A 22,050-nucleotide genomic window follows, 5' to 3' on the forward strand; every position below is an offset into this window, starting at 1 on the left:
CGACTACCTCGTAATCTTGGTCATATGGCGCATCAGGACTTCTTGAGTCGCGTCCGCCCGGGAGATCTCGCCGGTGAGCCGCCCGGCCGCCATCGTGTAGATGCGGTCGCACATGCCGAGCAGCTCGGGGAGTTCGGATGAGATGAAGACAACGGCCTTGCCCTGCGCGGCGAGCTGGTCGATGACGGTGTAGATCTCGTACTTCGCGCCGACGTCGATCCCGCGCGTGGGCTCGTCCAGGATCAGCACCTCGGGACCCGCGAAGATCCATTTGCTGAGGACGACCTTCTGCTGGTTGCCGCCGGAGAGCCGGCCGACCTGCTCGAAGACGGTCGGCGCCTTGATGTTCATGCTCGTGCGGTACGACTCGGCGACCCGGGTCTCCTCGTGCTCGTCGACCACCCCGCGCCGGGCGACCTTGGACAGGGCGCCCAGGGTGATGTTCCGGCCGATGGTGTCGATGAGGTTGAGCCCGTACTGCTTGCGGTCCTCGGTGACATAGGCGATGCCGTGCTGGACGGCCTCCGGCACGGTCCTGGTCTGGATCCGCTCGCCGTCCTTGAAGACCGAACCGCTGATGTTCCGGCCGTAACTGCGCCCGAAGACGCTCATCGCCAGTTCCGTGCGGCCGGCGCCCATCAGACCCGCGATACCGACGATCTCGCCCCTGCGCACCTCGAACGAGACGTTGTCCACGACCTTGCGCTGCTGGTCGATGGGGTGGTGCACGGTCCAGTCGACCACCTCGAGGGCGGGGCGCGCCCCTGCCTCGCCCTCGTAGGGGGTGCGGTCGGGGAAGCGGTTGTCCAGGTCGCGGCCGACCATGCCCCGGATGATCCGGTCCTCGGTGGTCGAGGCGGCCTTGACATCGAGGGTTTCGATGGTCCTGCCGTCGCGGATGATGGTGACGGAGTCGGCCACCTCCGCGATCTCGTTCAGCTTGTGCGAGATGATGATCGAGGTGATTCCCTGGTCCTTCAACTCGCCGATCAGGCGCAGCAGCTGGGCGCTGTCGGAGTCGTTGAGCGCCGCCGTCGGCTCGTCCAGGATCAGCAGCTTCACCTCCTTGGCCAGCGCCTTGGCGATCTCCACCAACTGCTGCTTGCCCACGCCGATGTCGGCGACCCGGGTCTGCGGGTGCTCCTCCAGACCCACCCGCTTGAGCAGCGCGGCGGCGTGCCGCAGCGTCTCGTTCCAGCTGATGAAGCCCCGGGTGGCGTGCTCGTTGCCGAGGAAGATGTTCTCGGCGATCGACAGGTAGGGCACCAGCGCGAGTTCCTGATGGATGATCACGATGCCCTGGGCCTCGCTGGCCCGGATGTCCCGGAAGGCGCAGGGGGTGCCCTCGAAGAGGATCTCCCCCTCGTAACTCCCGTGCGGGTGGACGCCGCTGAGCACCTTCATGAGGGTGGACTTGCCCGCGCCGTTCTCCCCGCAGATGGCGTGCACCTCCCCCGGGGCCACGGTCAGCGTGACGTCGGAGAGCGCCTTGACCCCGGGGAAGGTCTTGACGATGGAGCGCATCTCCAGGACAGGTGCGGTCACTTCAGGTCACTCGCCTTGATGTAGCCGGAGTCCACCAGTTCCTTCTGGTAGTTGCTCTTGTCGACGCTGACCGGCTTCAGCAGGTAGGCCGGGACGACCTTGGCCTTGTTGTTGTACGACGTCTCGTCGTTGACCTCGGGCTTCTTGTCGTTCAGCAGGTCGTCGGTCATCGAAGCGGCCGTCTTGGCCAGCAGGCGGATGTCCTTGAAGACCGTCATGGTCTGCTGGCCCGCCGCGATCGACTTGATCGACTGGACCTCGGCGTCCTGCCCGGTGACCAGCGGGTAGGGCTTCGCGGCCGTCCCGTAGCCGTCGGACCTGAGCGCCGACAGGATGCCGATCGAGATGCCGTCGTACGGCGAGAGGACGGCGTCCAGCTTCTCGGAGCCGTACGCCCTGGTCAGCAGGTCGTCCATACGCTTCTGGGCGGTACCGCCGTCCCAGCGCAGGGTGGTGACCTGGTTCAGCTTGTCCTGGCCGCTGCGGATGACGAGCTGCTTGTTGTCGATGTACGGCTTGAGCACCTTCATCGCGCCGTTGAAGAAGTAGCCCGTGTTGTTGTCGTCCGGGGAGCCCGCGAAGAGCTCGATGTTGAACGGGCCCTTCTCGCCGCTCTTCAGCCCCAGCTTCTCCACCAGGTACGTGGCCTGGAGGACGCCGACCTTCTCGTTGTCGAAGGACGCGTAGTAGTCGACGTTCTTGGTGCCGAGGATCAGCCGGTCGTACGAGATGACCTTGATGTCCTGGTCGGCGGCCTGCTGGAGGACGTCGCTGAGCGCGCTGCCGTCGATGGCGGCGACGATCAGGACGTCCACGCCCTTGGTGATCATGTTCTCGATCTGGGCGACCTGCTGGGCAACGTTGTCCTCCCCGTACTGGAGGTCGGTCTTGTAACCGAGCTTCTTGAGCTCCGTGACAACGTTGTTTCCGTCCGCGATCCACCGCTCGGACGACTTGGTCGGCATCGCGATGCCGACGGTGGATCCCTTCCCGCCCTTCTCCTCCTTGCCGCCGCCGTCGCTGTTCTGCCCGCAGGCGGCGAGGGAGAGGACGAGGGAGACTGCGGTGAGGGCGAGAGCGGCCCTGTTCCTGCGCATGAGGTTCATCAGTCCTTGATCAGTGGTCGATGGTCAGTGGTCAGTGGCGTCGGTCACGGGAAAGCGCCTGAGCGGGCCCGGCAGCCGGGAGCCGAGCGGCGACATGCCGCCGTCGGCGCCGTGTCGGGCCAGCAGATCGAGGACCAGCCGTCCCCGGCGCACCCGCTCGCGGGCGCTGCTCAGGGCAGTGTCGCGGAGCTGGGCGCCGTAGGGATAGATGCCGGGGGACTTCGACAGGCCGAACTTGAGATAGAGCGGGGAACCACGGCGGATCAGCTCGGCCGCCTCGTACATCCGCACGTAGCCGCCGAGGTCGTCCGGTGCCTCGATGTAGAGGTCCATGGGAGCGCCGCTGGTGCGGCGGATCTCGGTGAGCTGAGCGAGCGTCAGGTCCGACGGAATGTTGATCGAGTCGGCGCCGAGCCGCTCGAAGACCGCGTACGACGCCGGGTTCACCGGGCCGATCAGCGCCGAGACCTTGAAGGTGGTGTCGGCCGGGAGCACGCCCCGCTCGCGCAGCCGGTGCAGGGTCCACAGCACCCCCTCGTCCGCGACCAGGAGGCATTTCACCCCGAGTTCGGTGGCGCGCACGGCGTCCTCGACACATCCGGCCAGCGCGCTGTGGCCGCGTGCCCGCAGGCCGGCGCCGCCGGAGTCCGTACGGGTCGAGGCACCGGTGTCCCAGGTGCCGCGCGGCCCTGTGAACAGACACAGCTCGATGTCGCGGGAGGCGCAGGCGTCGACCATCTCGGTGATGTCGGCGTCGGAGAGCATCCATACGCCGCTGCCCTGGCTGACACGGTGGATCGGCACGTTCAGGCGGGAGGACTCCTTGAGCACCTCGGCGAGGCTCTCCGGGCCTTCCACGGACGGGATCTCGGTGCGCCATCCGCCGCCGTCGGGGAAGGCGTGCGGGGAGGCGTCCGCGGGGTTGTCGTCGGGTGCGGCCAGGCCGAGGGAGGCGAGCGCCTGGTCACCGGGGCGGCGCGGGTCGGGGGCTGATGCGTCGGTCACGGACGAGTCCTTCGGTCGGGGTCCTGCGCGGAGGGATCGGGGGCCGGGGCCCGGGGGCGAGCCGTGCGGTACGGGCCGGCCGGCCCGGCCGGCCCGGCCGGTTCGGCCGTCCTACGGGCCGGAGTGGCGCCGCGGGGGCGGCCGCCGGCGGTGGGTCGTGGCGGGTGGCGCGTGGGTCGCGCGGGTCGGTACGGAGCCGGGGAGCCGGTACGGAGTCGGCGCCGATGACGTTGAGCCGGAGCCGGAGCCGGAGCCGGAGCCGGAGCCGGAGCCGGGATGCCGGGAAGGCGGGGCGGTCGGGGCGGGCCCGGCCCCGCTGGACCCGGTCGGTCCGGCCCCGGGAGCGGCGCCCGGCGGGGCCGGGTCGCTCCGGCCGGCCGGTCAGGGGCGGAGCAGCACCTTGCCGGTGCCGGGATCACCCCCGCCCACCAGTGTCATCGCCTCCTCGAACCTCTCCAGCGGCAGTTCGTGCGTCACCAGCGGCCCCGGGTCGAGCAGCCCGCCGGTGAAGGCCCGTACGGCGTACGACCAGGCGGCGGACGGCGCGCCGAAGACGCTCCGCACCGTCAGCTGATGCACCGACAGGTGCACGGGATCGATACCGGCGGCTCCCGCGGCGAACATCCCGGTCAGCACCACCCGGCCGCCGCGCCGGGCCAGCAGGCACGACGAGGCGGCCGTCGTGGCCGCCCCGGCCGTCTCCACCACCAGGTCGTACGCGCCGTGCAGTTGCCCGGCCTCCTCCGGGCCGAGGGCGCCGGTGGCGCCGGACCCCCGGGCGACTCGGCCCCGTTCGGCCCGTGGGTCGATCACGGTCAGCTCGCCGGGGGAGGAGGCCGCGAGCAGTTGAACGGCCAGCAGCCCGAGGGTGCCCGCGCCGACGACCGCGATCCGCTCGCCCGGCTCCGGGCGCCCGGACCGTACCGCGGCCGCCACCACGGCGGCCGGCTCCAGCAGGGCGGCGGCCCGCAGGTCGGCGTCGTCGGCGAGGAGGTGCAGCAGCCGGGCCGGGACGAGCACGTGGTCGGCGAACGCCCCCGGCCGGGTGAAGCCGGTCTCCTCGTATCCGGCGGTGCACAGCGAGGTCTCGCCCTCCCGGCAGCGCGCGCACCGGCCGCAGGCGCGGAAGCCCTCGGCGACCGTCCGGCGGCCGATCAGCTCCGGGCCGACACCCTCGCCGACCGCCTCGACGGTTCCCGACCACTCGTGGCCGGGGGTGATCGGGTAGCGGACGTAGCCGGGGGCACGGCGGCCGTCGTACAGCTCACGGTCGCTCATACAGACTCCGGCCGCGGCCACCCGTACCCGTACCTCGCCCGGGCCCGGCTCCGGCGTGTCGACGGTCACCAGGCGGTGCGCGCCGGGCCGGTCGACGACGACGGCCCGGCCGACGCCGCTCACGGTCCCGCCGCCGGCCGTCCCGGCGTTCGCGGTCCCGCCGCCGGTCGTTCCGCCGCTCACCGGGTGCTCTTCGGGTCGCGCTTCTCCCAGCCCTCGGCCCACAGGTCGAACCGCGCCTGCTGCTGCGGGAATTCGGCCGCGGCCTCGGCGTCGAACTCGACCCCGAGCCCCGGCGCGTGCGAGACCTCGAAGCAGCCCGTGGCGGGGTCGACCCGGGGGGCACCCTTCACCACCTTCTTGATGTCCGCGTCCGCGAAGTCGTTGAAGTGCTCGAGGATCTTGAAGTTCGGGGTGCAGGCGGCCACTTGCAGGCTCGCGGCCGTCAGCACCGAGCCGCCCACGTTGTGGGGCGCGATCAGCATGTAGTGCGTCTCCGCGGTCGCCGCCAGCTTCCGGGTCTCCAGGATGCCGCCGATGTGCCCCACGTCGGGCTGGATGATGTCGGCGGCCTGGGACTCGAACAGCTCGCGGAACTCGATCCGGTCATGGATGCGTTCACCGGTCGCGACCGGCAGGTCCACCCGCTCGGCGACCTTGGCGAGCGCCTTCAGGTTCTCCGGCGGTACGGGCTCCTCCAGCCAGGCCGGGGAGTACGGCGCCAGCTCGCGCGCCATCCGGATCGCGGTCGCCGGGCTGAACCGGCCGTGCATCTCCAGCATCAGCTCGGCCTCGGGCCCGATCGCGTCCCGCACGGCCTCGATCAGCGCGACCGCCTCGTTGCTCGCGGCCCGGTCCAGCTCGAAGTGCCCGGTCCCGAACGGGTCGATCTTCAGGGCCCGGTAGCCGCGCGCGATCACGGCTTCGGCCGCCTTGTGGTACGCCTCCGGGGTACGCTCCGTCGTGTACCAGCCGTTCGCGTACGCCTTGACCCTGTCCGTCACCTTGCCGCCGAGCAACTGCCACACCGGGACGCCCAGCGCCTTGCCCTTGATGTCCCAGCACGCCATCTCCACGACCGCGACACCCGACATCACGATCTCTCCGGCCCGCCCGTAGTCGCCGTACTTCATCCGGCGGACGAGGTCCTCGACCGCGAACGGGTCGGAGCCCTGGATGTGGTTGGCCTCGGCCTCCCGCAGATAGCCGAGCAGCGCGTCGGTCCTGCCGAGCATGCGCGTCTCACCGACTCCGGTGAGACCCTCGTCGGTGTGGACCAGGACGTAGGTGAGGTTACGCCAGGGCGTACCGACCACATGTGTGCTGATTCCGGTGATGCGCACGGCAACTGCCCCTTGGTGTTCGGTATTTCGTCACACGTTCGAAATCGTGGCAGGACGGTATTCAGGCACGCCAGGGGGTGTCAATGGGTTGCGCGACGGTTAGCCTGTGTTCGTCATTCCGGCCGATGGCCGAAGTACCGAACGAGAAGGGGGGTCGGCCATGGGGCGACTGGTCCCCGCGGTGACGCGGGCCCTGGACATCCTCGAACTGTTCCTCGAGGGCGACGGCACGCTCACCGCGCCCGAGGTGATCCGCAGGCTCCAGCTGCCGCGCACCACGGTGCACGAGTTGCTCACCACACTCGCGGCCCGCTCCTACCTGGCGCCGGTCCCCGCGCAGCCCGGCCGCTACCGGCTCGGCGTGCGCGCGTACCAGCTCGGCAGCCGTTACGCGGAGCAGCTCGATCTGGCCGCCGAGGGGCGGCAGGTCGCCCGGGAGATCGCGCAGACCTGCGACGAGACCGTCCATGTCGCCATCCTGGAGGACACCGACGTCATCTACATCGCGAAGGTCGACTCCACGCACGCCGTCCGGATGGTCTCCGCCGCCGGGCGCAGGCTGCCCGCGCACTGCACCTCGGTCGGCAAGATGCTGCTCGCGTCGCTGCCCGAGGCCGAGCTGGAGGCACTGGTCGCGGAACACGACTTCGTCGCGATGACGCCCGCGAGTGTGACGGACCCGGTGGCGTTGCGTGCGGAGCTGGCGCGGATCCGGGAGCGCGGGATCGCGGTCGAGCACCGGGAGTCGAACCCGGACGTGAGCTGTGTTGCGGCGCCGGTGCGGGACAGCGCGGGCCGGGTCGTGGCGGCGCTGTCGATCTCGGTGCCGATGATCCGCTGGAGTGACGAGCGCGAGGAAGAGCTGGCTCAGCTGGCGGCGAAGGGCGCGGGCGCGCTCTCCGTACGCCTCGGATACCGGGGGCAGAAGTGAGCGCGAACGCCGAGAGCCGCATGGGCACGACCACGGCCGTCCGGAGCGGCCGGACCGGCCTGAGCGGACGGTCCGGCTCCGCCGTTGTCGAGGTCGCCGTACGGGAAGAGGCCGTCCTGGGGGAGGGACCGGTGTGGGACGGCGCGGCCGGCCGACTGCTGTGGGTGGACATCCTCTCCGCCCGTATCCACAGTTACGACCCCGCCTCCGGGCTCCGTACGGTCATGGCGACCGAACAGCACGTCGGCGCCGCCCTGCCGCGAGCCGGCGGGGGACTGGTGGTGAACCTCCGCGACGGCATCGGCCTCTACGGTCCCGACGGGGACGCCTTCTCGTGGCTGGTCCACGACCCGGTGCCGGGGCGGCGCGGCAACGACGCGGCCGTCGCGCCCGACGGCGCGCTGTGGGCGGGAAGCATGCGCTACGACGAGGGCGCGGACGGCGGGGCGCTGGTCCGGGTGGCCCCCGGCGGCGCGGTCACCGAGGTGGCGGGCGCCACCATCAGCAACGGCACGGGCTGGAGCCCGGACGGCCGCACGATGTACTACATCGACACCCCCACCCGGCGCGTCGACCGGTTCACGGTCGACGGCGAACGGGTCACCGGCCGGCGCCCCCTGGCGTCCGTGGAGGACGGCGCGGGTTCCCCCGACGGACTCACCGTCGACGCGGACGGCTGCGTCTGGGTGGCCCTCTGGGACGGCGGACAGCTGCGCCGCTACACGCCGCGCGGCGACCTGGACCGCACGGTCGACCTGCCCGTACGGCGCCCCACGTCGTGTGCGTTCGGCGGCCCGGATCTGCGCGATCTGTACATCACCACGGCCCGAACGGGCCTTCGCCGCCCGCACCCGTTGGCCGGCTCCCTGCTGGTGCTGCCGGACGCGGGGCAGGGCCTGCCGGGCACCGCCTTCGCCGGCTGACCGGCACGGGGGCGGCTGACGGTGCCGCGCCGGCCCGGGCACCGCTGTGCCTCGCGCCGCGCGTCCGTGTGCGTCGCGGGGTTTCGTACCGGGTGCCGGGCGTACTCCGTGCGGGGCGCGGGCCGGGGCGGCGTACCGGCACAATGGGCGCCATGTCCCGACGCTCCACCGGACCGGCGCGGTCCCGCCGCTCCCCGGTCACCGACACCTCGCCCTGCCCGTGCGGACCGCCGGGGAAGGACACGTACGGCGCCTGCTGCGGCCGGTTCCACCGGGGCGCCGCCGCGGCGCCCGACGCCGAGTCGCTGATGCGCTCCCGGTACAGCGCCTTCGTCGTACGCGACGAGCCGTACCTGCTCAGGACCTGGCACCCGGACAGCCGCCCGGCGGCCGTGGAGAGCGACCCCGCGACACGGTGGACCGGGCTGGAGATCGTGGAGACCACCGGCGGCAGCGCGTTCCACACCACCGCCACCGTCACCTTCCGCGCGCGCTTCACCCGCGACGGCGTACCGGACACCCTGCACGAACGCAGCCGCTTCACCCGGCACGAGGGCGCCTGGGTCTACGTCGACGGCATGTTCCTGGACTGAGGGGACCGGCCGTCGGCACACGCCCCGCCCCGGGCCAGGCCGGGGCCGGGGCGCCGTCAGCCACTGCCCGGACCGGGCGGACGGAGCCCGCGCCTCCGGTGACACGTACGCGCATGACGGGCGCGTCGTGGTCACCGAGGGGCGTGGAGGTCACCCGGCGGTGGTCTCAGCACCTCCGCCAGGTCGTAGCGCACCGGCTCCTCCAACTGCGCGTACGTACAGGACTCCGGCGTCCGGTCCGGGCGCCAGCGGCGGAACCGGGCCGTGTGCCGGAACCGATCGCCCTCCATGTGGTCGTACGCCACCTCGCACACCCGTTCAGGCCGCAGCGGCAGCCACGACAGGTCCTTCGTCCCGGACCAGCGGCTCGGCGCGCCCGGCAGGCGCGCGGTCTCGTGCGCCGACTCCCGCGTCCACGCCGCCCACGGATGGCCCTCCGCCGACTCCATCCGCAGCGGTGCGAGTTCCTCGACCAGCTCGGCGCGGCGCTTCATGGGGAACGCGGCACAGACCCCGACGTGCTGCAGGACGCCGGCCGCGTCGTACAGGCCCAGCAGCAGCGAGCCCACCACCGGGCCGCTCTTGTGGTGCCGGTAGCCGGCCACGACGGTGTCCGCCGTGCGCTCGTGCTTCACCTTGTACATGGCCCGCACGTCCGGCCGGTACGGCAGGTCCAGGGGCTTGGCCACGATCCCGTCGAGCCCGGCGCCCTCGTAGCGCTCGAACCAGTCCCGGGCCAGCTCCGCGTCCGTGGTGGCCGGCGCCAGGTACACGGGCGGGCCGGCCACCGCCAGCGCGGCCTCCAGCGCCTCCCTGCGCGCCACGAGCGGCAGGTCGAGCAGCGCGGCGTCCCCGAGCGCCAGCAGGTCGAACGCCACGAAGCTCGCCGGGGTGCGCTCGGCGAGCATCTCCACGCGGGACCTGGCCGGATGGATGCGCTCGGAGAGCCGGTCGAAGTCCAGCCGGTCGCCGTGCACGAGAACGATCTCGCCGTCCACCACACAGCGCGCGGGCAGCTCGGCCAGGAACGCCGCGACCAGTTCGGGGAAGTACCGCGTCAGGGACTTGCCAGTCCTGCTGCCGATCACCACCTCGTCGCCGTCACGGTGCACGATCGCGCGGAAGCCGTCCCACTTGCCCTCGTACTGCATCCCCGCCGGGATCCGCGCCACGGACGTGGCGAGCATGGGTTTCACTGGGGGCATCACCGGCAGGTCCATGACCCGATTGTGCTCGGGAACGGAGGCGTCCGCCCGATGTGCGAACGTCCGGCGACCGGCCTACCGTGACCCTCATGGGCGCGGCGGTGGAACTGGAGGCGGACGGCAGGACCGTACGGCTGTCCAGCCCCGACAAGGTCTACTTCCCGGAGCGTGGCTACACCAAGCTGGACGTCGCGCGGTACTACCTGGCCGTCGCCCCGGGCATCCTGCGCGCCCTGCGGGAGAGGCCCACCACCCTGGAGCGCTTCCCCGAGGGCGTCACGGGCGAGTCCTTCTTCCAGAAGCGCGCCCCCAAGAACCTGCCCGACTGGATCCCGACCGCCCGCATCGACTTCCCCAGCGGCCGCTCCGCCGACGAGATCTGCCCGACCGAGCCCGCCGCCGTGCTGTGGGCGGCCAACCTCGGCTGCCTCACCTTCCACCCGTGGCCGGTCCGCCGGGGCCGTACCGACCACCCCGACGAGCTGCGGATCGATCTCGACCCGCAGCCCGGCACGGACTTCGCGGACGCGGTCGTCGCCGCCCACGAACTTCACGCGTTCCTGACGGAGCAGGGCCTGGGCGGCTGGCTCAAGACCTCCGGCGGCCGGGGCCTGCACGTTTTCGTCCCCATCGAGCCGCGCTGGACCTTCACCGAGGTCCGCCGCTGCGCCATCGCCGTCGGCCACGAGCTGGAACGGCGGCTGCCCGGCCGGGTCACCACCGCCTGGTGGAAGGAGGAGCGCGGCGAGAAGATCTTCGTCGACTACAACCAGACCGCCCGGGACCGCACCATCGCCTCCGCCTACTCGGTGCGCCCCCGGCCGCACGCCCCGGTCTCCGCCCCGCTGCGCTGGTCGGAGCTGGACGACGTGGCACCCGAGGACTTCGACCTCACCACCATGCCCGCGCGCTTCGCCCGGACGGGCGATGTCCACGCGGAGATGGACGACCGCCGGCACGGCCTGGAGGGGCTGCTGGAACTGGCGGACCGCTACGAACGCGACCACGGCCTCGGCGACAAGCCGTACCCGCCGGACTACCCGAAGATGCCGGGCGAGCCCAAGCGCGTCCAGCCGAGCCGCGCCCGCCGCGCGGACTCCTGACCCCGGACCCGGGCGCGGCGACAACGCGAGGTGCCCTTCCCGTACGTCACGTGACCGTACGGGAAGGGCACCTCGCTCACCGGGGAGCGTTACAGCTCCTGGATGCGGATGTTGCGGTACGAGATCACGTCCGACACGCCGTGGACCTGGAGCCCGACATAGCCGGAGGCGTACCGCCGACCGTCCGTGCCCGGGTCACCCGCGCGGTCCGGGTAGAAGCTCTGCCCGCCCACGTTGTCGAACTCGTTGATCACGACGCCGTTGCGCAGGATCGTGAAGTGCTGGCCGACCACCCGGACCTCGTAGTCGTTCCAGGTGCCCTTCGGGGTGACGCCGGCACCGCCGAGGCCCACCCGGTCGAAGCCGTAGACGGAGCCCGTCTTGTACAGGTCGCCGTCGGGGCGGTCGAGGATCTGGATCTCGTGCCCGTAGTTGATGGCGACCCACTCGGGCCGGGACTCCTCCGGGTGGTCATGGACGTTCGGGAACCGGACGAACACACCGCCGTTGGCGTTGCCGCCGCCCGGGGCGTCGTCGCGGAACTGGAGCTTGAGCGAGAAGTTCCCGTACTTGCGCTGCGGGAACCACAGCATCCCCATGCCGTCGACCTTCGTGCTGCTGGTGATGGCGCCGTCGGCGGAGAGCTCGAACTTGCCGCCGCCCACCTGCTCCCACTTGGCCAGCGACTCGGCCGTGCCGTCGAACAGGTCACGGTAGCCCTCGGTCTGGCCGGGCTTGCCGATGCCGGACTCCCCGGCGGCCTCCGTGATCGCCGTGAACTCGCGCTCGTCGATCACGTTGTCCACGCGCAGCTTGTCCAGCACCGAGTCGACGTGCTTGAGGAAGAGGGCGTGCGAGGTCCACTCCTTCTCGTCCTCGATCAGCTCGTTGATGGTGCACCGGCTGCGGGTCAGCCGGTTCGGCACGCCGGAGTCGACCGTACCGACGATGACGGTCAGCCGCTCGTCGTACTCCGGGCAGTTGGGCGCCGGTACGCCGCCGCCCTGGGCGATGGTGAACGACGCCTTCCGGGCCTCGGCGGTGTTGCCCGCCTTGTCGGTGGCGCGGTAGGACAGCGCGTGGTAGCCGACCTTGTCCACGATCACGGGGGTGGTGTACGCGAGGTAGGGGCCGCCGTCGAGGGAGTACTCGATCTTCTCCACACCCGACTCGGTGTCGGTCGCGGACAGCGTCACCGTGGCGCTGGTGAGGTAGGCGCCGCTCGAGTTCTTCGTCCCGGACACCACCGCTCCGGTCACCGGCGGGGTCGTGTCCTTCACCGGCGGGGTCACCACCGTGAACGCGACGGACTTCGCCGCCGCCGCGTTGCCGGCCTTGTCGGTGGCCCGGTAACGGACCGTGTGCGTGCCGACGTCGTGCACCATCACCGGCGCGGTGTAGGGCTGCCACGCCCCGTCCGCCCCGAGCGCGTACTCGATGGTGTTGACGCCCGAGCCGGTGTCGGAGGCGGTCACGGTGACCGTGGCCGTCGACAGGTAGTTGCCCGCCTCGTCCTTCTCACCGCTCACGGTCGCCGAGGTCTCGGGCGGGTCCGTGTCGTCCGTCGGCGGGGGCACCACCGTGAAGTCGACGGACTTCTCGGCCGCCGCGTTGCCGGCCTTGTCGGTGGCGCGGTAACGGACGGTGTGCGTGCCGACCTGGTCGACCACCACCGGGGCGGTGTACGGCTGCCAGGGGCCGTCGGCCCCGAGCGCGTACTCGGTGCTCGCCACCCCCGAGCCGTCGTCGGTCGCCGTCACCGTCACGGTGGCGGAGCCGACGTACGCGCCGTCGGCGTTCTGCTGGCCGTCGACCTCGGCCGAGGTCGCGGGAGCCTCGGTGTCCTCACCGGTGCCCTCGGTCACGGTCAGCACACCGGTCATCTGGCCATGACCCGGGATGGTGCAGCGGAAGCGGTACTTCCCGGGCGAGAGGTTGACCTCGAGGGTGTATTTGCCGCCGTTCGCGTCACCCGGGTTGGCCAGGATGTTCACCGCGACGTCGTTGTTGTACTCGGGGTCCGAGACGTCGAACGTCAGCGTGTGCGGCATCCCCGTGGTGTTGCCGGTGGCGGTGCTGTTCTCGAAGACGATCGTCGTCGGACCGGCCTGGGCGGTGGTGGGGAAGGACAGGTAGCGGTCGATCGGGTCGCCCGCGGTCCAGGTGAGCACCTGGGCCGCGGCGGCCTTGCCGTCGTCCGTACGGTCGGCGGGCGCGGCGCCGGAGCGCCCGTACGCCGCCGTCGAGGTCAGCCCCAGCACCATCAGGAACGCGCCCAGCAGGGCCGTCCACAGGCGCGCGGGCCGCCGCGTCGGCCCCGGGCGTGGCGGTCGGTGTCTCACTGCTCCACCTTTCTGACCAGGTCGGAGGCGGCCGGAGTCGAAGCGCCGCCCTTGTACGTCACACGCCACAGCGCGGACGCGCCGTCGGAGGTGAAGAAGCCGCGCCCGTAGTCCAGGACGTAGAGCGAGCCGTCCGGCGCGAACTTCCAGTCCATGAGGTTGCGGATGCCGCCCTGGCCCACCGGGATGATCTTCTTCAGGGATTCGGCGTGGACCGGCAGGCCGCCCTTGCCGACGGTCTTCGGGTCGGTCACCACCGCGTGGCGCGGGCTGCCGGCCGCGTCGTAGAAGTCACCGACGAACCACTTGCCGTCCCAGTACTGCGGCCACTTGTCGGCGCTCGCGCTCCGCGCGTCGTACCGGTAGACCGGACCGTTCATGGTCGCCTGGCCGCCGCCCTTGAGCCACGGCAGCAGGTACTTCGCCTCCTCCTGCTTGTAGCTGGGCACGCCGTTCGCGTCCCGCGGGTAGTCGGGGGCGCCGCCCTGCGGCGAGTACCAGATGGTGTTGCCGGTGACCGGCGGCAGGTTGACCAGACCGTCGTTGTTCGGCGACTCGTTCTTCGGCGCGGCGCAGTTGTACCAGCCCTGGGGCTTGGACGGGTCGGGCAGGCTGCGGTCCCGGTAGGGCTGGTTGTTGCCCATGCAGAACGGCCAGCCGTGGTTGCCCGCCTTGGTGATCGCGGTGAACGTGTCGTACTTGGCCGGGCCCCAGGTCGTGCTGGGCGCGCCCGCGTCGGGACCGACCCAGCCCGCGTACAGGGTGTCGGTCTGCTTGTCGACGAAGATCCGCGCGGGGTTGCGCACGCCCATCACGTAGATCTCGCCCCGCGTCTTGCCGCCGCCCTCGTCCTGCTCCTGGCCCGTGAACAGGTTGCCGGCGGGCAGGGTGTACGTGCCGTCCGGCTCCGGGTGGATCCGCAGGATCTTGCCGTTGAGGTTGTTGGTGTTGCCGGCGGTGCGGCGCGCGTCCGCGAAGGAGAGGCCCTTGTAGTTGGGCTGCGGGTTGTTGCCGGAGTAACCGTCGCTGAAACCGGAGGAGTTGTTGTCCCCGGTCGCGATGTAGAGGTTGTTCTTGGAGTCCCAGGCGAGGCCGCCGCCCGAGTGGCAGCAGCTGTGCACCTGCACCGGCCACTTGAGCAGGACCTTCTCGGAGGCGAGGTCCAGCTTGTTGGTCGCGAGGTCCAGGGTGAAGCGCGAGACGCGCCGCTCGGCGACCTGCGTGTCACGGTTGAGCCCGGAGTGCGGGGTGTAGTGCAGGTACACCCAGCCGTTCGACTGGAAGGCGGGGTCCAGCTCGATACCGAGCAGCCCCTCCTCGACCTTGATCAGTTCCTCGCCGCCGCCCTTGTTGCCGAAGATCGTCAGCGCGCCCGCGAGCGTCACCTTCTTCGTCTTCGGGTCGTAGACGTGGATCTGGCCGAGGCCCTTGCCGATGTCCGGGTCGTTCCAGTCGGTCACCACGGGGGCGCTGTTGTCGCCGCCGCCGCGCCCGATGTAGAAGACCCGTCCGTCGGGCGCGGTGACCAGACCGTGCGGCTCGCCGATCTGGTCCTGCTGCCCCGGCTGGTTCGGCTGGGTGACGCGCTCCGCCGTGTAGTTGCCGTCGATCGTGGCCTTGCAGTCGGCCCGCGAGATCCGGCTGGTCCACAGCAGCGCGCCGCGCAGGTGGTCACGGAAGTCGGTCTCGTCGTACGAGGCGGCCGTACCGCCCATCCCGGTGTAGAAGGACCGGCCGCCGTCGTAGTCACGGCACCACGAGACCGGGTGGTCGGCGCCGTTGGCCCCGGTGCCGGGCTGGTAGCTGCTCTCCCTGACCCGGGCGACGGTGTGCACCTTGCCGGTCGGGTTCGTCGCCCAGTTGAGCCACTTGTCCGGACGCTTCCACTCCAGGGGCAGACTCTTGGTGGCCGGGTGGATCCGGTCACCGACCTCGACCGTGGCGCGCTGGACGTTCGTGGGGCTGGTCTTGGCGGGCCGGGCGCCGATCAGCTCGGTGAACCAGGCGGAGTACGGCTCGGTACGGGCGGCGTCATGGACGCCGAGGAAGCCGCCGCCGGCCTCCATGTACGCCTCCAGGCCGGCCTCCTGCTCCGGGTCGAGCACGTCGCCGCCGCCCGTGAGGAAGACGACGGCGTTGTAGGAGCCGAGCCTCTTGGCATCGGTGAAGACCGAACCGTCGTCCGTGGCCTCGGTCTTGAAACGTTCGTTCCAGGGCCCCGAGAGGCCGATCGACTCGATCGCCTCGATTCCGGCGTTGACGACCGGTGACTCCTCGGTGGCCGACGCGTGGAAGACGAGGACCTTGACGTCGTCCCCGCCGGGAGGCGACGGCAGGGACAACGTTGTCGAAGCCGGTTCCGGGTACGGTCTCGCCGTGGCGGCGTTACCGCCCAGCAGGGACGCCGCCATCGTGCCGGCCACCAGGGCCGCGGCCGCGGTACGCCTGGTTCTCGACCGGCGATGTGGTGCGCGCTGCATGTGTTCACCCACCCTCTTTGGTCACAGCAACGCGCCTGAAAGTAGACCTCTTTCGGCGACTCGCCAATAGGTTGGACCGCAATCCCACCAACTTTGTCCTCAGTGTGGATAAACGAAGATCCTTGGTCTACCGTGTGGCCGTCCGGGGGCCTGGGTCATGCCCTGGTACATCTGTCAATCTCCGTACGGCACTGGGGAGTTCGCTATGGCCATGGACAGGCGGAGTTTCAATCGGCGGCTTTTCGCAGGTGGCGCGGTCGCCGCCACGGGTATGACATCGTTGTCCCTCGCCTCAGCGCCGACGGCCACTTCGGCCGAATCGCCACCCCGGACGGCCCCGGCGGGCGGCACGGTCCGCCATCTCAAGATGTACGCGGAAACGCTGCCGGGCGGTCAGATGGGCTACGGCTTCGAAAAGGGGAAGGCGTCCATTCCCGGCCCCCTGATCGAGATGATCGAGGGCGACACCCTCCACATCGAGTTCGAGAACACCACGGACGTGGACGCCAGCCTCCATGTGCACGGCGTGGACTACGACATCGCCAGCGACGGCACCCGGATGAGCGGCAGTCACGTGCCGCCGGGGGAGAGCCGTACGTACACCTGGCGCACCCACACCCCGGGCACCCGCGCGGACGGCACCTGGCAGCCGGGGAGCGCGGGCTACTGGCACTACCACGACCATGTCGTCGGCACGGACCACGGCACCGGCGGCATACGCAAGGGGCTCTACGGCCCGCTGGTCGTCCGCAGGAAGGGCGACATCCTGCCGGACAAGCAGTTCACGATCGTCTTCAACGACATGACGATCAACAACAAACCGGGTGCCGAGTCCCCCAACTTCGAGGCCACGGTGGGCGACCGGGTCGAGATCATCATGATCACGCACGGTGAGTTCTACCACACCTTCCACATCCACGGTCATCGCTGGGCGGACAACAGGACCGGCCTGCTGACCGGCCCCGACGATCCGAGCCGGGTGATCGACAACAAGATCACGGGTCCCGCGGACTCCTTCGGCTTCCAGATCATCGCCGGCGAACGGGTGGGCGCGGGCGCCTGGATGTACCACTGCCACGTGCAGAGCCACTCGGACATGGGGATGGCGGGCCTGCTGCTGGTCAAGAAGCCGGACGGCACGATCCCCGGGTACGAGCCGCACCACCCGACGGGCGCGGCGAAGAGCACGGCGAAGGGCGCGGCGCCGGACGGGACGAAGGGCGCGACGAAGGACGGCGGCGGGGCGACGGCGAAGGAGTCGTCCGGTCCGGGGGAGCACTCCGGTCACTGACGGGAGTCCGGAGGTGATCGAGGGTTACCGGGGGCCGGTCGGGCGTGGTGGGTGACGGCCGCCGATGATCCCGGTCGGATCTCGACCGGTCCGGACGGTCCGGACGGTCCGGACGGTCCGGACGGTCCGGACGGTCCGGACCGATTCCCTCCGGTCGCCGGTGGGGCGCGCGCCCGGCTGCCATGCTGGGGCCATGGCGGAACTGAACGGACGGCCGGTCGACATGGCGGAGCTGAGCGCGCTCGCCCTCACCAACTACGGTCACTTCACGACGCTCCGTGTCGAGGGCGGCCGGGTGCGGGGGCTGGCGCTCCACCTCGACCGGCTCGACCGCGACTGCCGGGCCCTCTTCGGCGCCGAGCTGGACCCCGACCGGGTACGCGCGCTGCTGCGCCGGCTCGCACCGGCCGACGGGGCGGCGACGATGCGGGTCACCGTGTTCGACCCCGCCCTGGACATCGGCCGCCCCGACCGGGCGGGGGATCCGCGGATCCTGGTCACCCGGCGCCCGGCGTCCTCCGGCCCGCTGCCGCCCCTGCGGGTGCGGAGCGTCCGGTACGAGCGCGAGGCCCCCGAGATCAAGAGCGTCGGGCTGTTCGGGGCGCTCCGGCAGCGACGGGCGGCCCGGCAGGCCGGATTCGACGACGCGCTCTTCGTCGGCGCCGACGGACTCGTCTCCGAGGGCGCCACCTGGAACATCGGTTTCCTCGACGGTGAAGGCGGCGGTGACGGGACGGTGGTGTGGCCGCGGGCCCGCTGCCTCCCGGGGGTGACGATGCGGCTCCTCATGGCGGCCCACGGACACCGCGTCGCCCCGGTCGCGGCGGCGGACGTCGGGTCGTCCCGTGCCGCGTTCGCCACCAACGCGGCCATCGGCGTACGAGCCGTCACGGCCATCGACCGGATGGAGTTCCCGGCCCACCACCCGGCCGTCGATCTCCTGCGCGAGACCTACGCGGCCCTGCCGGGCGACCTCCTTTAAGGGGTCCTTTCACTATGCCCGTCCGGGTCACGCGGCCTGGCACCGCACCTCGCCGCGTTGCCGAAAAGCCCAGGTAGCTCCGCTACCAGGACTCTCCGGCGCCTTGCGATGCACGGCACCAGACCACGCGCCCTGCTCGGACGCTCATAGTGAAAGGACCCCTAAGACGCCTTTCAGGCTCCCCGTCCCGCGGTCGTCGCCATCGCTCCCCGCGCGGCACATGCGGCGCGGGCCCATCCGGAGGAGACTCGGAGAACAGAGAGACGGGATTCCACCAAGGAGCGCACCATGCTCACCTCCCCCTACCCCGCGGGGTCCCCCATCTGGACCGACCTCGGTACGACCGATCTCGAAGGAGCGAACGCCTTCTACCACGGGGTGTTCGGCTGGGACTTCCTGTCGGCCGGTCCCGAGGCGGGCGGCTACGGCATGTTTCAGACGGACGGCAGGACCGCCGCGGGCGTCATGCCCCTCGAACCCGGTCACGGCTCGCCCTCCTGGACCCTCTACTTCGCCACCCCCGACGCCGACGCCACAGCCGCGGCGGTCAGGGACGCGGGCGGCTCTGTCGAGTTCGGCCCCATGGACGTCATGGACATCGGCAGGATGGCGGCCTTCACCGACCGTGCGGGCGCCCGCTTCGCGGTCTGGCAGCCGGGCCGGAACAAGGGCCTGGACATCGTCAACGAGCCGGGCAGCCTCTGCTGGGCCGAGTTGTACACCCCGGACGAGGACGCCGCGTACGCCTTCTACAGTTCGGTCTTCGGCTGGGAGGCCCTCAGCATGCCCATGCCGGACGGAAGCGGCACTTACCGCATGGTGAATCCGGCGGGCAAGGGCTCGGACGCCATGTTCGGCGGCTTCGTTCCCCTGGGCAACGATCCGATCGAATCCGGCGGCGCGCCGTACTGGCTCCTGTACTTCGCGGTCACCGACTGCGACGCTACGGTGGCCGCGGCGCGGAAGCTGGACGGTACGGTCCGGATGGAGCCGACCGACATCGAAGGCGTCGGCCGCTTCGCCAAGCTCGCCGATCCCTACGGGGCGCGGTTCGCGCTGATGCGCGGAGTGGAGCGCGCCGCCGCCTGACGGGCGGCCCGCGGGCGGCGTCGATCATTCGTCCATCAGGTGTTTATCCCGACGGGGCAGCCTGTCGGCATGCCGACCGACATCATCGACAGCACCACCGACAGCGCCATCGACGCCATCGGCGCGCCGGCCGCGGCCGCCCGCACGGAGGGCGAACTCGCCTGGCAGGAGAACGCGTTGTGCGCTCAGACCGGGCCGGAGTTCTTCTTCCCGGCCCCCGGTTCCTCCACACGCGAGGCCAAGCGGCTGTGCCGCGCCTGCGAGGGCCGGGAAGCCTGCCTCCAGTACGCCCTCGCCAACGACGAGCGGTTCGGGGTGTGGGGCGGGCTCTCCGAGAAGGAGCGGCTGGATCTCCGGCGCAGGAGCGCCTGACCCGGCACCCACCGCCCGATGCCGATGCCGATGCCGATGCCGATGCTGATGCCGATGGCGAGTGCCGGTGCCGGCGCCGCACGGTGTCGGCACCGCACGGTGTCGGCGCGCCACGGTCCGTGACGCGTACCGGCACGCGGTAGTGAGCCGGCCCGCTACGGCGGTGGAGCCGGGCCGGACGCCTCAGCTCTGGTCGATCCTGAAGGTCTCCCCGTACACCTGCCAGGTCAGCGGCGGTTCGAGCGCCATGTTGCCGTCCCGCAGGAAGACCCGCTGAGCGGTGTCGATACGCGACGAGTCGCGCTGCTCCGCGATGAGCTTGGTCTTCATCACGGCCCGGCTCGCGTCCATGAACGCGTTCAGGTACGCCTTCTCGTCGCCGCCCTCGGCGGCGGTCTTCTCCTTCTTCATGGCCGCCTCGCGGATGCCGTAGAAGCCCCGCGCGTCGAGACCCGGGCCGTGCAGGACCATGGCGTCGTAGTAGACGAACTGCCCCAAGGTGCCCAGACCGTCCATCTTGGCCAGCCGGACCGCCGGATCGAAGTAGAGCCGGTCGCGGGTGCTGTCCTGGGCGGAGCGGAAGTCGGCGGACTCGGCGGCCTTCGCCCAGGCTTCCCGGAAACCGGGGTCGAGTCCCTCGTGCGAATCGGTGCCGTCGACCTTGCGCAGCGCCGGCAGGAACGGGGCCAGCGGATTGTCCGGGTGCTTCTCCGTGTACGACTCGACCAGTTGGAGCATGTCGTTCGTGCCGGAACAGAAGCCGATGACGCCGGCCGTGTAGCCGTTGCCGTCCCCGAGGTCCTCGATCGCCGCGTACTGGCGGCGCCAGTCGAGCGTCGAGTTCTCGGCGCTGGCCACCAGTTGGGCCGCCAGTTCCTTCTTCTCGGGTGCCGCGAGACCGGGCGGCATCGCGTCGATGCGCCGCGCCAACTCCTCACGGTCGTCCGGGTCGCCGGAGCTGAGCGGGTCGGGAGCGCCGCTGCGCTCCGGGCGGGCCGGCGGGTTGTCCGCGAGCACACCTGAATCGCCGCCGCTGCCGAAGATGACGGCGGCGGCGACGAGGACGGGGGCGCCTATGAGGAAGAGGCGCGTGGCAGGCTTCATCCGGCACAGCGTACGACTTCTTCCGCGCGGGCCCGAGCGGGATCCCCCCGACGGGCCGGCCAAGACGGATGGGCCGGACAGGGGGAACGGGGAGGAAGCGGGCCGGCCGGCCGAGGAGCCGGCCGGCCGAACGCGCGGACGGAGACAGCGGACCCGGTCAGCCGGCGGCGCGCGCGGCCACCCGCGCCTTCCGGGCCGCGAGCTTCTCGTCGAACTTGGCGGCCTCGCTGTCCAGTCCGTTCATGTACAGGCCGAGTTCGTCCTGGGCCTTGAGCCCCTCCGGGCCCAGTCCCGACACGTCCATGACCTTCAGGTAGCGCAGCACCGGCTGGAGCACGTCGTCGTGGTGGATCCGGAGGTTGTAGATCTCGCCGATCGCCATCTGCGCGGCGGCGCGCTCGAAGCCGGGCATGCCGTGCCCGGGCATCCGGAAGTTCACCACGACGTCGCGGACCGCCTGCATGGTCGGGTCCGGGGCGATCTCGAAGGCCGCGCCCAGCAGGTTCCGGTAGAAGACCATGTGCAGGTTCTCGTCGGTGGCGATCCGCGCCAGCATGCGGTCGCAGACCGGGTCGCCCGACTGATGGCCGGTGTTGCGGTGCGAGACGCGCGTCGCGAGTTCCTGGAAGGCGACGTACGCGACGGAGTGCAGCATCGAGTGGCGGTTGTCGGATTCGAACCCCTCCGCCATGTGCGCCATCCGGAACTGTTCCAGCTTGTCCGGGTCGACGGCCCGGGAGGTGAGCAGGTAGTCCCGCATCACGATCCCGTGCCGCCCCTCCTCGGCGGTCCAGCGGTGGACCCAGGTGCCCCAGGCGCCGTCGCGGCCGAAGAGCGTCGCTATCTCGTGGTGGTAGCTGGGGAGGTTGTCCTCGGTGAGGAGGTTGACCACGAGCGCGATCCTGCCGATGTCGCTGACCTTCGACTCGGCGGGGTCCCATGCCTCGCCGTCCTCGAAGAACCCGGGGAAGTTGCGGGCGTCGGACCACGGCACGTACTCGTGCGGCATCCAGTCCTTGGCGGCCTTGAGGTGTCGGTTGAGTTCCTTCTCAACGACCTCTTCCAGCGCGTACAGCAGTTTGGCGTCGGTCCACGCCTCCGAACTGCTGAGGTGGGGAGAGGTGATCGGCACGTGTGCTCCTGGGGACGGGAGAATTACCTACGGGTTCGTAGGTTACGACACCGTAGGTTAAAGGCGGGGTAAGCCAAAGACCAAGCGGGGGCGGGCGGCGCCACCGAAGCGCCGCCCGCCCCTCACCGTGCGGACACCGGAGCGGACCGAGCGTGTCCGTCGTTCGTGGCCGGATCCGTGGTCCGCGCGTCGTCGGATCCGCGGTCCACGGGGCGGCCGGGCCCGC

The 22,050-nt window shown here is 71.0% G+C and carries 18 protein-coding genes; 8 read left to right on the top strand and 10 right to left on the bottom strand.

Annotated features, from left to right (window positions below; translation table 11 throughout):
• Positions 1-3 precede the first annotated feature (3 nt).
• The 5 genes from mmsA to ACU6P3_RS29150 all read right to left on the bottom strand — a co-directional run bounded on the left by mmsA (position 4) and on the right by ACU6P3_RS29150 (position 6,277).
• Complete coding sequence (mmsA, locus tag ACU6P3_RS29130; RefSeq protein WP_447194825.1) at positions 4-1,545, bottom strand: multiple monosaccharide ABC transporter ATP-binding protein; 1,542 nt, start codon at positions 1,543-1,545, stop codon at positions 4-6.
• Positions 1,542-2,642 (bottom strand): multiple monosaccharide ABC transporter substrate-binding protein, encoded by a 1,101-nt coding sequence (gene chvE, locus ACU6P3_RS29135; protein ID WP_447194826.1) that lies wholly within the window; start codon positions 2,640-2,642, stop codon positions 1,542-1,544. Before chvE ends, mmsA begins: the two co-directional genes overlap by 4 nt.
• A 33-nt stretch (positions 2,643-2,675) precedes the next feature.
• Entirely contained in the window at positions 2,676-3,656 is a 981-nt protein-coding gene (locus ACU6P3_RS29140; protein ID WP_447194827.1) for a hypothetical protein, read from the bottom strand.
• Positions 3,657-4,037: 381 nt separating this feature from the next.
• Entirely contained in the window at positions 4,038-5,057 is a 1,020-nt protein-coding gene (locus ACU6P3_RS29145) for a zinc-dependent alcohol dehydrogenase (protein WP_447198114.1), read from the bottom strand.
• A gap of 56 nt (positions 5,058-5,113) precedes the next feature.
• The gene (locus ACU6P3_RS29150; RefSeq protein ID WP_447194828.1) at positions 5,114-6,277 is read right to left on the bottom strand and encodes a mandelate racemase/muconate lactonizing enzyme family protein; all 1,164 of its coding nucleotides are present in this window, start codon (positions 6,275-6,277) and stop codon (positions 5,114-5,116) included.
• Between the two features lie 160 nt (positions 6,278-6,437).
• On the opposite strand from ACU6P3_RS29150, the gene ACU6P3_RS29155 reads away from it, so the two are divergent.
• The 3 genes from ACU6P3_RS29155 to ACU6P3_RS29165 all read left to right on the top strand — a co-directional run bounded on the left by ACU6P3_RS29155 (position 6,438) and on the right by ACU6P3_RS29165 (position 8,724).
• Complete coding sequence (locus ACU6P3_RS29155; RefSeq protein ID WP_447194829.1) at positions 6,438-7,208, top strand: IclR family transcriptional regulator; 771 nt, start codon at positions 6,438-6,440, stop codon at positions 7,206-7,208.
• Between the two features lie 59 nt (positions 7,209-7,267).
• On the top strand, positions 7,268-8,131 hold the full coding sequence (locus ACU6P3_RS29160; RefSeq protein WP_447198115.1) for an SMP-30/gluconolactonase/LRE family protein: 864 nt from the start codon (positions 7,268-7,270) through the stop codon (positions 8,129-8,131).
• Between the two features lie 152 nt (positions 8,132-8,283).
• Complete coding sequence (locus ACU6P3_RS29165; protein ID WP_447194830.1) at positions 8,284-8,724, top strand: YchJ family protein; 441 nt, start codon at positions 8,284-8,286, stop codon at positions 8,722-8,724.
• Between the two features lie 131 nt (positions 8,725-8,855).
• On the opposite strand, the gene ACU6P3_RS29170 is transcribed toward ACU6P3_RS29165, so the two are convergent.
• Positions 8,856-9,944, bottom strand: a complete 1,089-nt coding sequence (locus ACU6P3_RS29170; RefSeq protein WP_447194831.1) for an ATP-dependent DNA ligase — start codon at positions 9,942-9,944, stop codon at positions 8,856-8,858.
• A 74-nt stretch (positions 9,945-10,018) separates the two neighbouring features.
• Here ACU6P3_RS29170 and ligD point away from each other — a divergent pair, with 74 nt between their 5' ends.
• Complete coding sequence (gene ligD, locus ACU6P3_RS29175; protein WP_344273501.1) at positions 10,019-11,032, top strand: non-homologous end-joining DNA ligase; 1,014 nt, start codon at positions 10,019-10,021, stop codon at positions 11,030-11,032.
• Between the two features lie 89 nt (positions 11,033-11,121).
• Here ligD and ACU6P3_RS29180 read toward each other — a convergent pair whose 3' ends face one another.
• Together ACU6P3_RS29180 and ACU6P3_RS29185 are read right to left on the bottom strand one after the other, a co-directional pair.
• Positions 11,122-13,296, bottom strand: a complete 2,175-nt coding sequence (locus ACU6P3_RS29180; RefSeq protein WP_447198116.1) for an OmpL47-type beta-barrel domain-containing protein — start codon at positions 13,294-13,296, stop codon at positions 11,122-11,124.
• A gap of 74 nt (positions 13,297-13,370) precedes the next feature.
• The gene (locus ACU6P3_RS29185; RefSeq protein ID WP_447194832.1) at positions 13,371-15,854 is read right to left on the bottom strand and encodes a ThuA domain-containing protein; all 2,484 of its coding nucleotides are present in this window, start codon (positions 15,852-15,854) and stop codon (positions 13,371-13,373) included.
• Positions 15,855-16,065: 211 nt separating this feature from the next.
• Here ACU6P3_RS29185 and ACU6P3_RS29190 point away from each other — a divergent pair, with 211 nt between their 5' ends.
• The 4 genes from ACU6P3_RS29190 to ACU6P3_RS29205 all read left to right on the top strand — a co-directional run bounded on the left by ACU6P3_RS29190 (position 16,066) and on the right by ACU6P3_RS29205 (position 19,588).
• Complete coding sequence (locus ACU6P3_RS29190; protein ID WP_447194833.1) at positions 16,066-17,145, top strand: multicopper oxidase domain-containing protein; 1,080 nt, start codon at positions 16,066-16,068, stop codon at positions 17,143-17,145.
• 193 nt (positions 17,146-17,338) lie between these two features.
• Positions 17,339-18,127 (top strand): aminotransferase class IV family protein, encoded by a 789-nt coding sequence (locus ACU6P3_RS29195; protein ID WP_447194834.1) that lies wholly within the window; start codon positions 17,339-17,341, stop codon positions 18,125-18,127.
• 288 nt (positions 18,128-18,415) lie between these two features.
• Entirely contained in the window at positions 18,416-19,216 is an 801-nt protein-coding gene (locus tag ACU6P3_RS29200; RefSeq protein ID WP_447194835.1) for a VOC family protein, read from the top strand.
• Positions 19,217-19,285: 69 nt separating this feature from the next.
• Positions 19,286-19,588 (top strand): WhiB family transcriptional regulator, encoded by a 303-nt coding sequence (locus ACU6P3_RS29205; RefSeq protein WP_447194836.1) that lies wholly within the window; start codon positions 19,286-19,288, stop codon positions 19,586-19,588.
• Positions 19,589-19,771: 183 nt separating this feature from the next.
• Here the strand turns inward: ACU6P3_RS29205 and ACU6P3_RS29210 are convergent, their stop codons facing one another.
• On the bottom strand, positions 19,772-20,692 hold the full coding sequence (locus ACU6P3_RS29210) for a chitosanase (RefSeq protein ID WP_447194837.1): 921 nt from the start codon (positions 20,690-20,692) through the stop codon (positions 19,772-19,774).
• Positions 20,693-20,849: 157 nt separating this feature from the next.
• Positions 20,850-21,824 (bottom strand): acyl-ACP desaturase, encoded by a 975-nt coding sequence (locus ACU6P3_RS29215; RefSeq protein ID WP_447194838.1) that lies wholly within the window; start codon positions 21,822-21,824, stop codon positions 20,850-20,852.
• Positions 21,825-22,050: the final 226 nt, after the last annotated feature.

The sequence above is a fragment of the Streptomyces hebeiensis genome, assembly GCF_052983195.1.

What these genes read in the sequence shown, in the direction of transcription:
- ACU6P3_RS29165 (WP_447194830.1), top strand. Translation starts at nt 8,284, where the DNA reads ATGTCCCGACGCTCCACCGGACCGGCGCGGTCCCGCCGCTCCCCGGTC.
- ACU6P3_RS29200 (WP_447194835.1), top strand. Translation starts at nt 18,416, where the DNA reads ATGCTCACCTCCCCCTACCCCGCGGGGTCCCCCATCTGGACCGACCTC.
- ligD (WP_344273501.1), top strand. Translation starts at nt 10,019, where the DNA reads ATGGGCGCGGCGGTGGAACTGGAGGCGGACGGCAGGACCGTACGGCTG.
- ACU6P3_RS29190 (WP_447194833.1), top strand. Translation starts at nt 16,066, where the DNA reads ATGGACAGGCGGAGTTTCAATCGGCGGCTTTTCGCAGGTGGCGCGGTC.
- ACU6P3_RS29170 (WP_447194831.1), bottom strand. Translation starts at nt 9,944, where the DNA reads ATGGACCTGCCGGTGATGCCCCCAGTGAAACCCATGCTCGCCACGTCC.
- chvE (WP_447194826.1), bottom strand. Translation starts at nt 2,642, where the DNA reads ATGCGCAGGAACAGGGCCGCTCTCGCCCTCACCGCAGTCTCCCTCGTC.
- ACU6P3_RS29180 (WP_447198116.1), bottom strand. Translation starts at nt 13,296, where the DNA reads ATGGTGCTGGGGCTGACCTCGACGGCGGCGTACGGGCGCTCCGGCGCC.
- ACU6P3_RS29185 (WP_447194832.1), bottom strand. Translation starts at nt 15,854, where the DNA reads ATGCAGCGCGCACCACATCGCCGGTCGAGAACCAGGCGTACCGCGGCC.
- ACU6P3_RS29205 (WP_447194836.1), top strand. Translation starts at nt 19,286, where the DNA reads ATGCCGACCGACATCATCGACAGCACCACCGACAGCGCCATCGACGCC.
- ACU6P3_RS29155 (WP_447194829.1), top strand. Translation starts at nt 6,438, where the DNA reads ATGGGGCGACTGGTCCCCGCGGTGACGCGGGCCCTGGACATCCTCGAA.
- ACU6P3_RS29195 (WP_447194834.1), top strand. Translation starts at nt 17,339, where the DNA reads ATGGCGGAACTGAACGGACGGCCGGTCGACATGGCGGAGCTGAGCGCG.
- ACU6P3_RS29210 (WP_447194837.1), bottom strand. Translation starts at nt 20,692, where the DNA reads ATGAAGCCTGCCACGCGCCTCTTCCTCATAGGCGCCCCCGTCCTCGTC.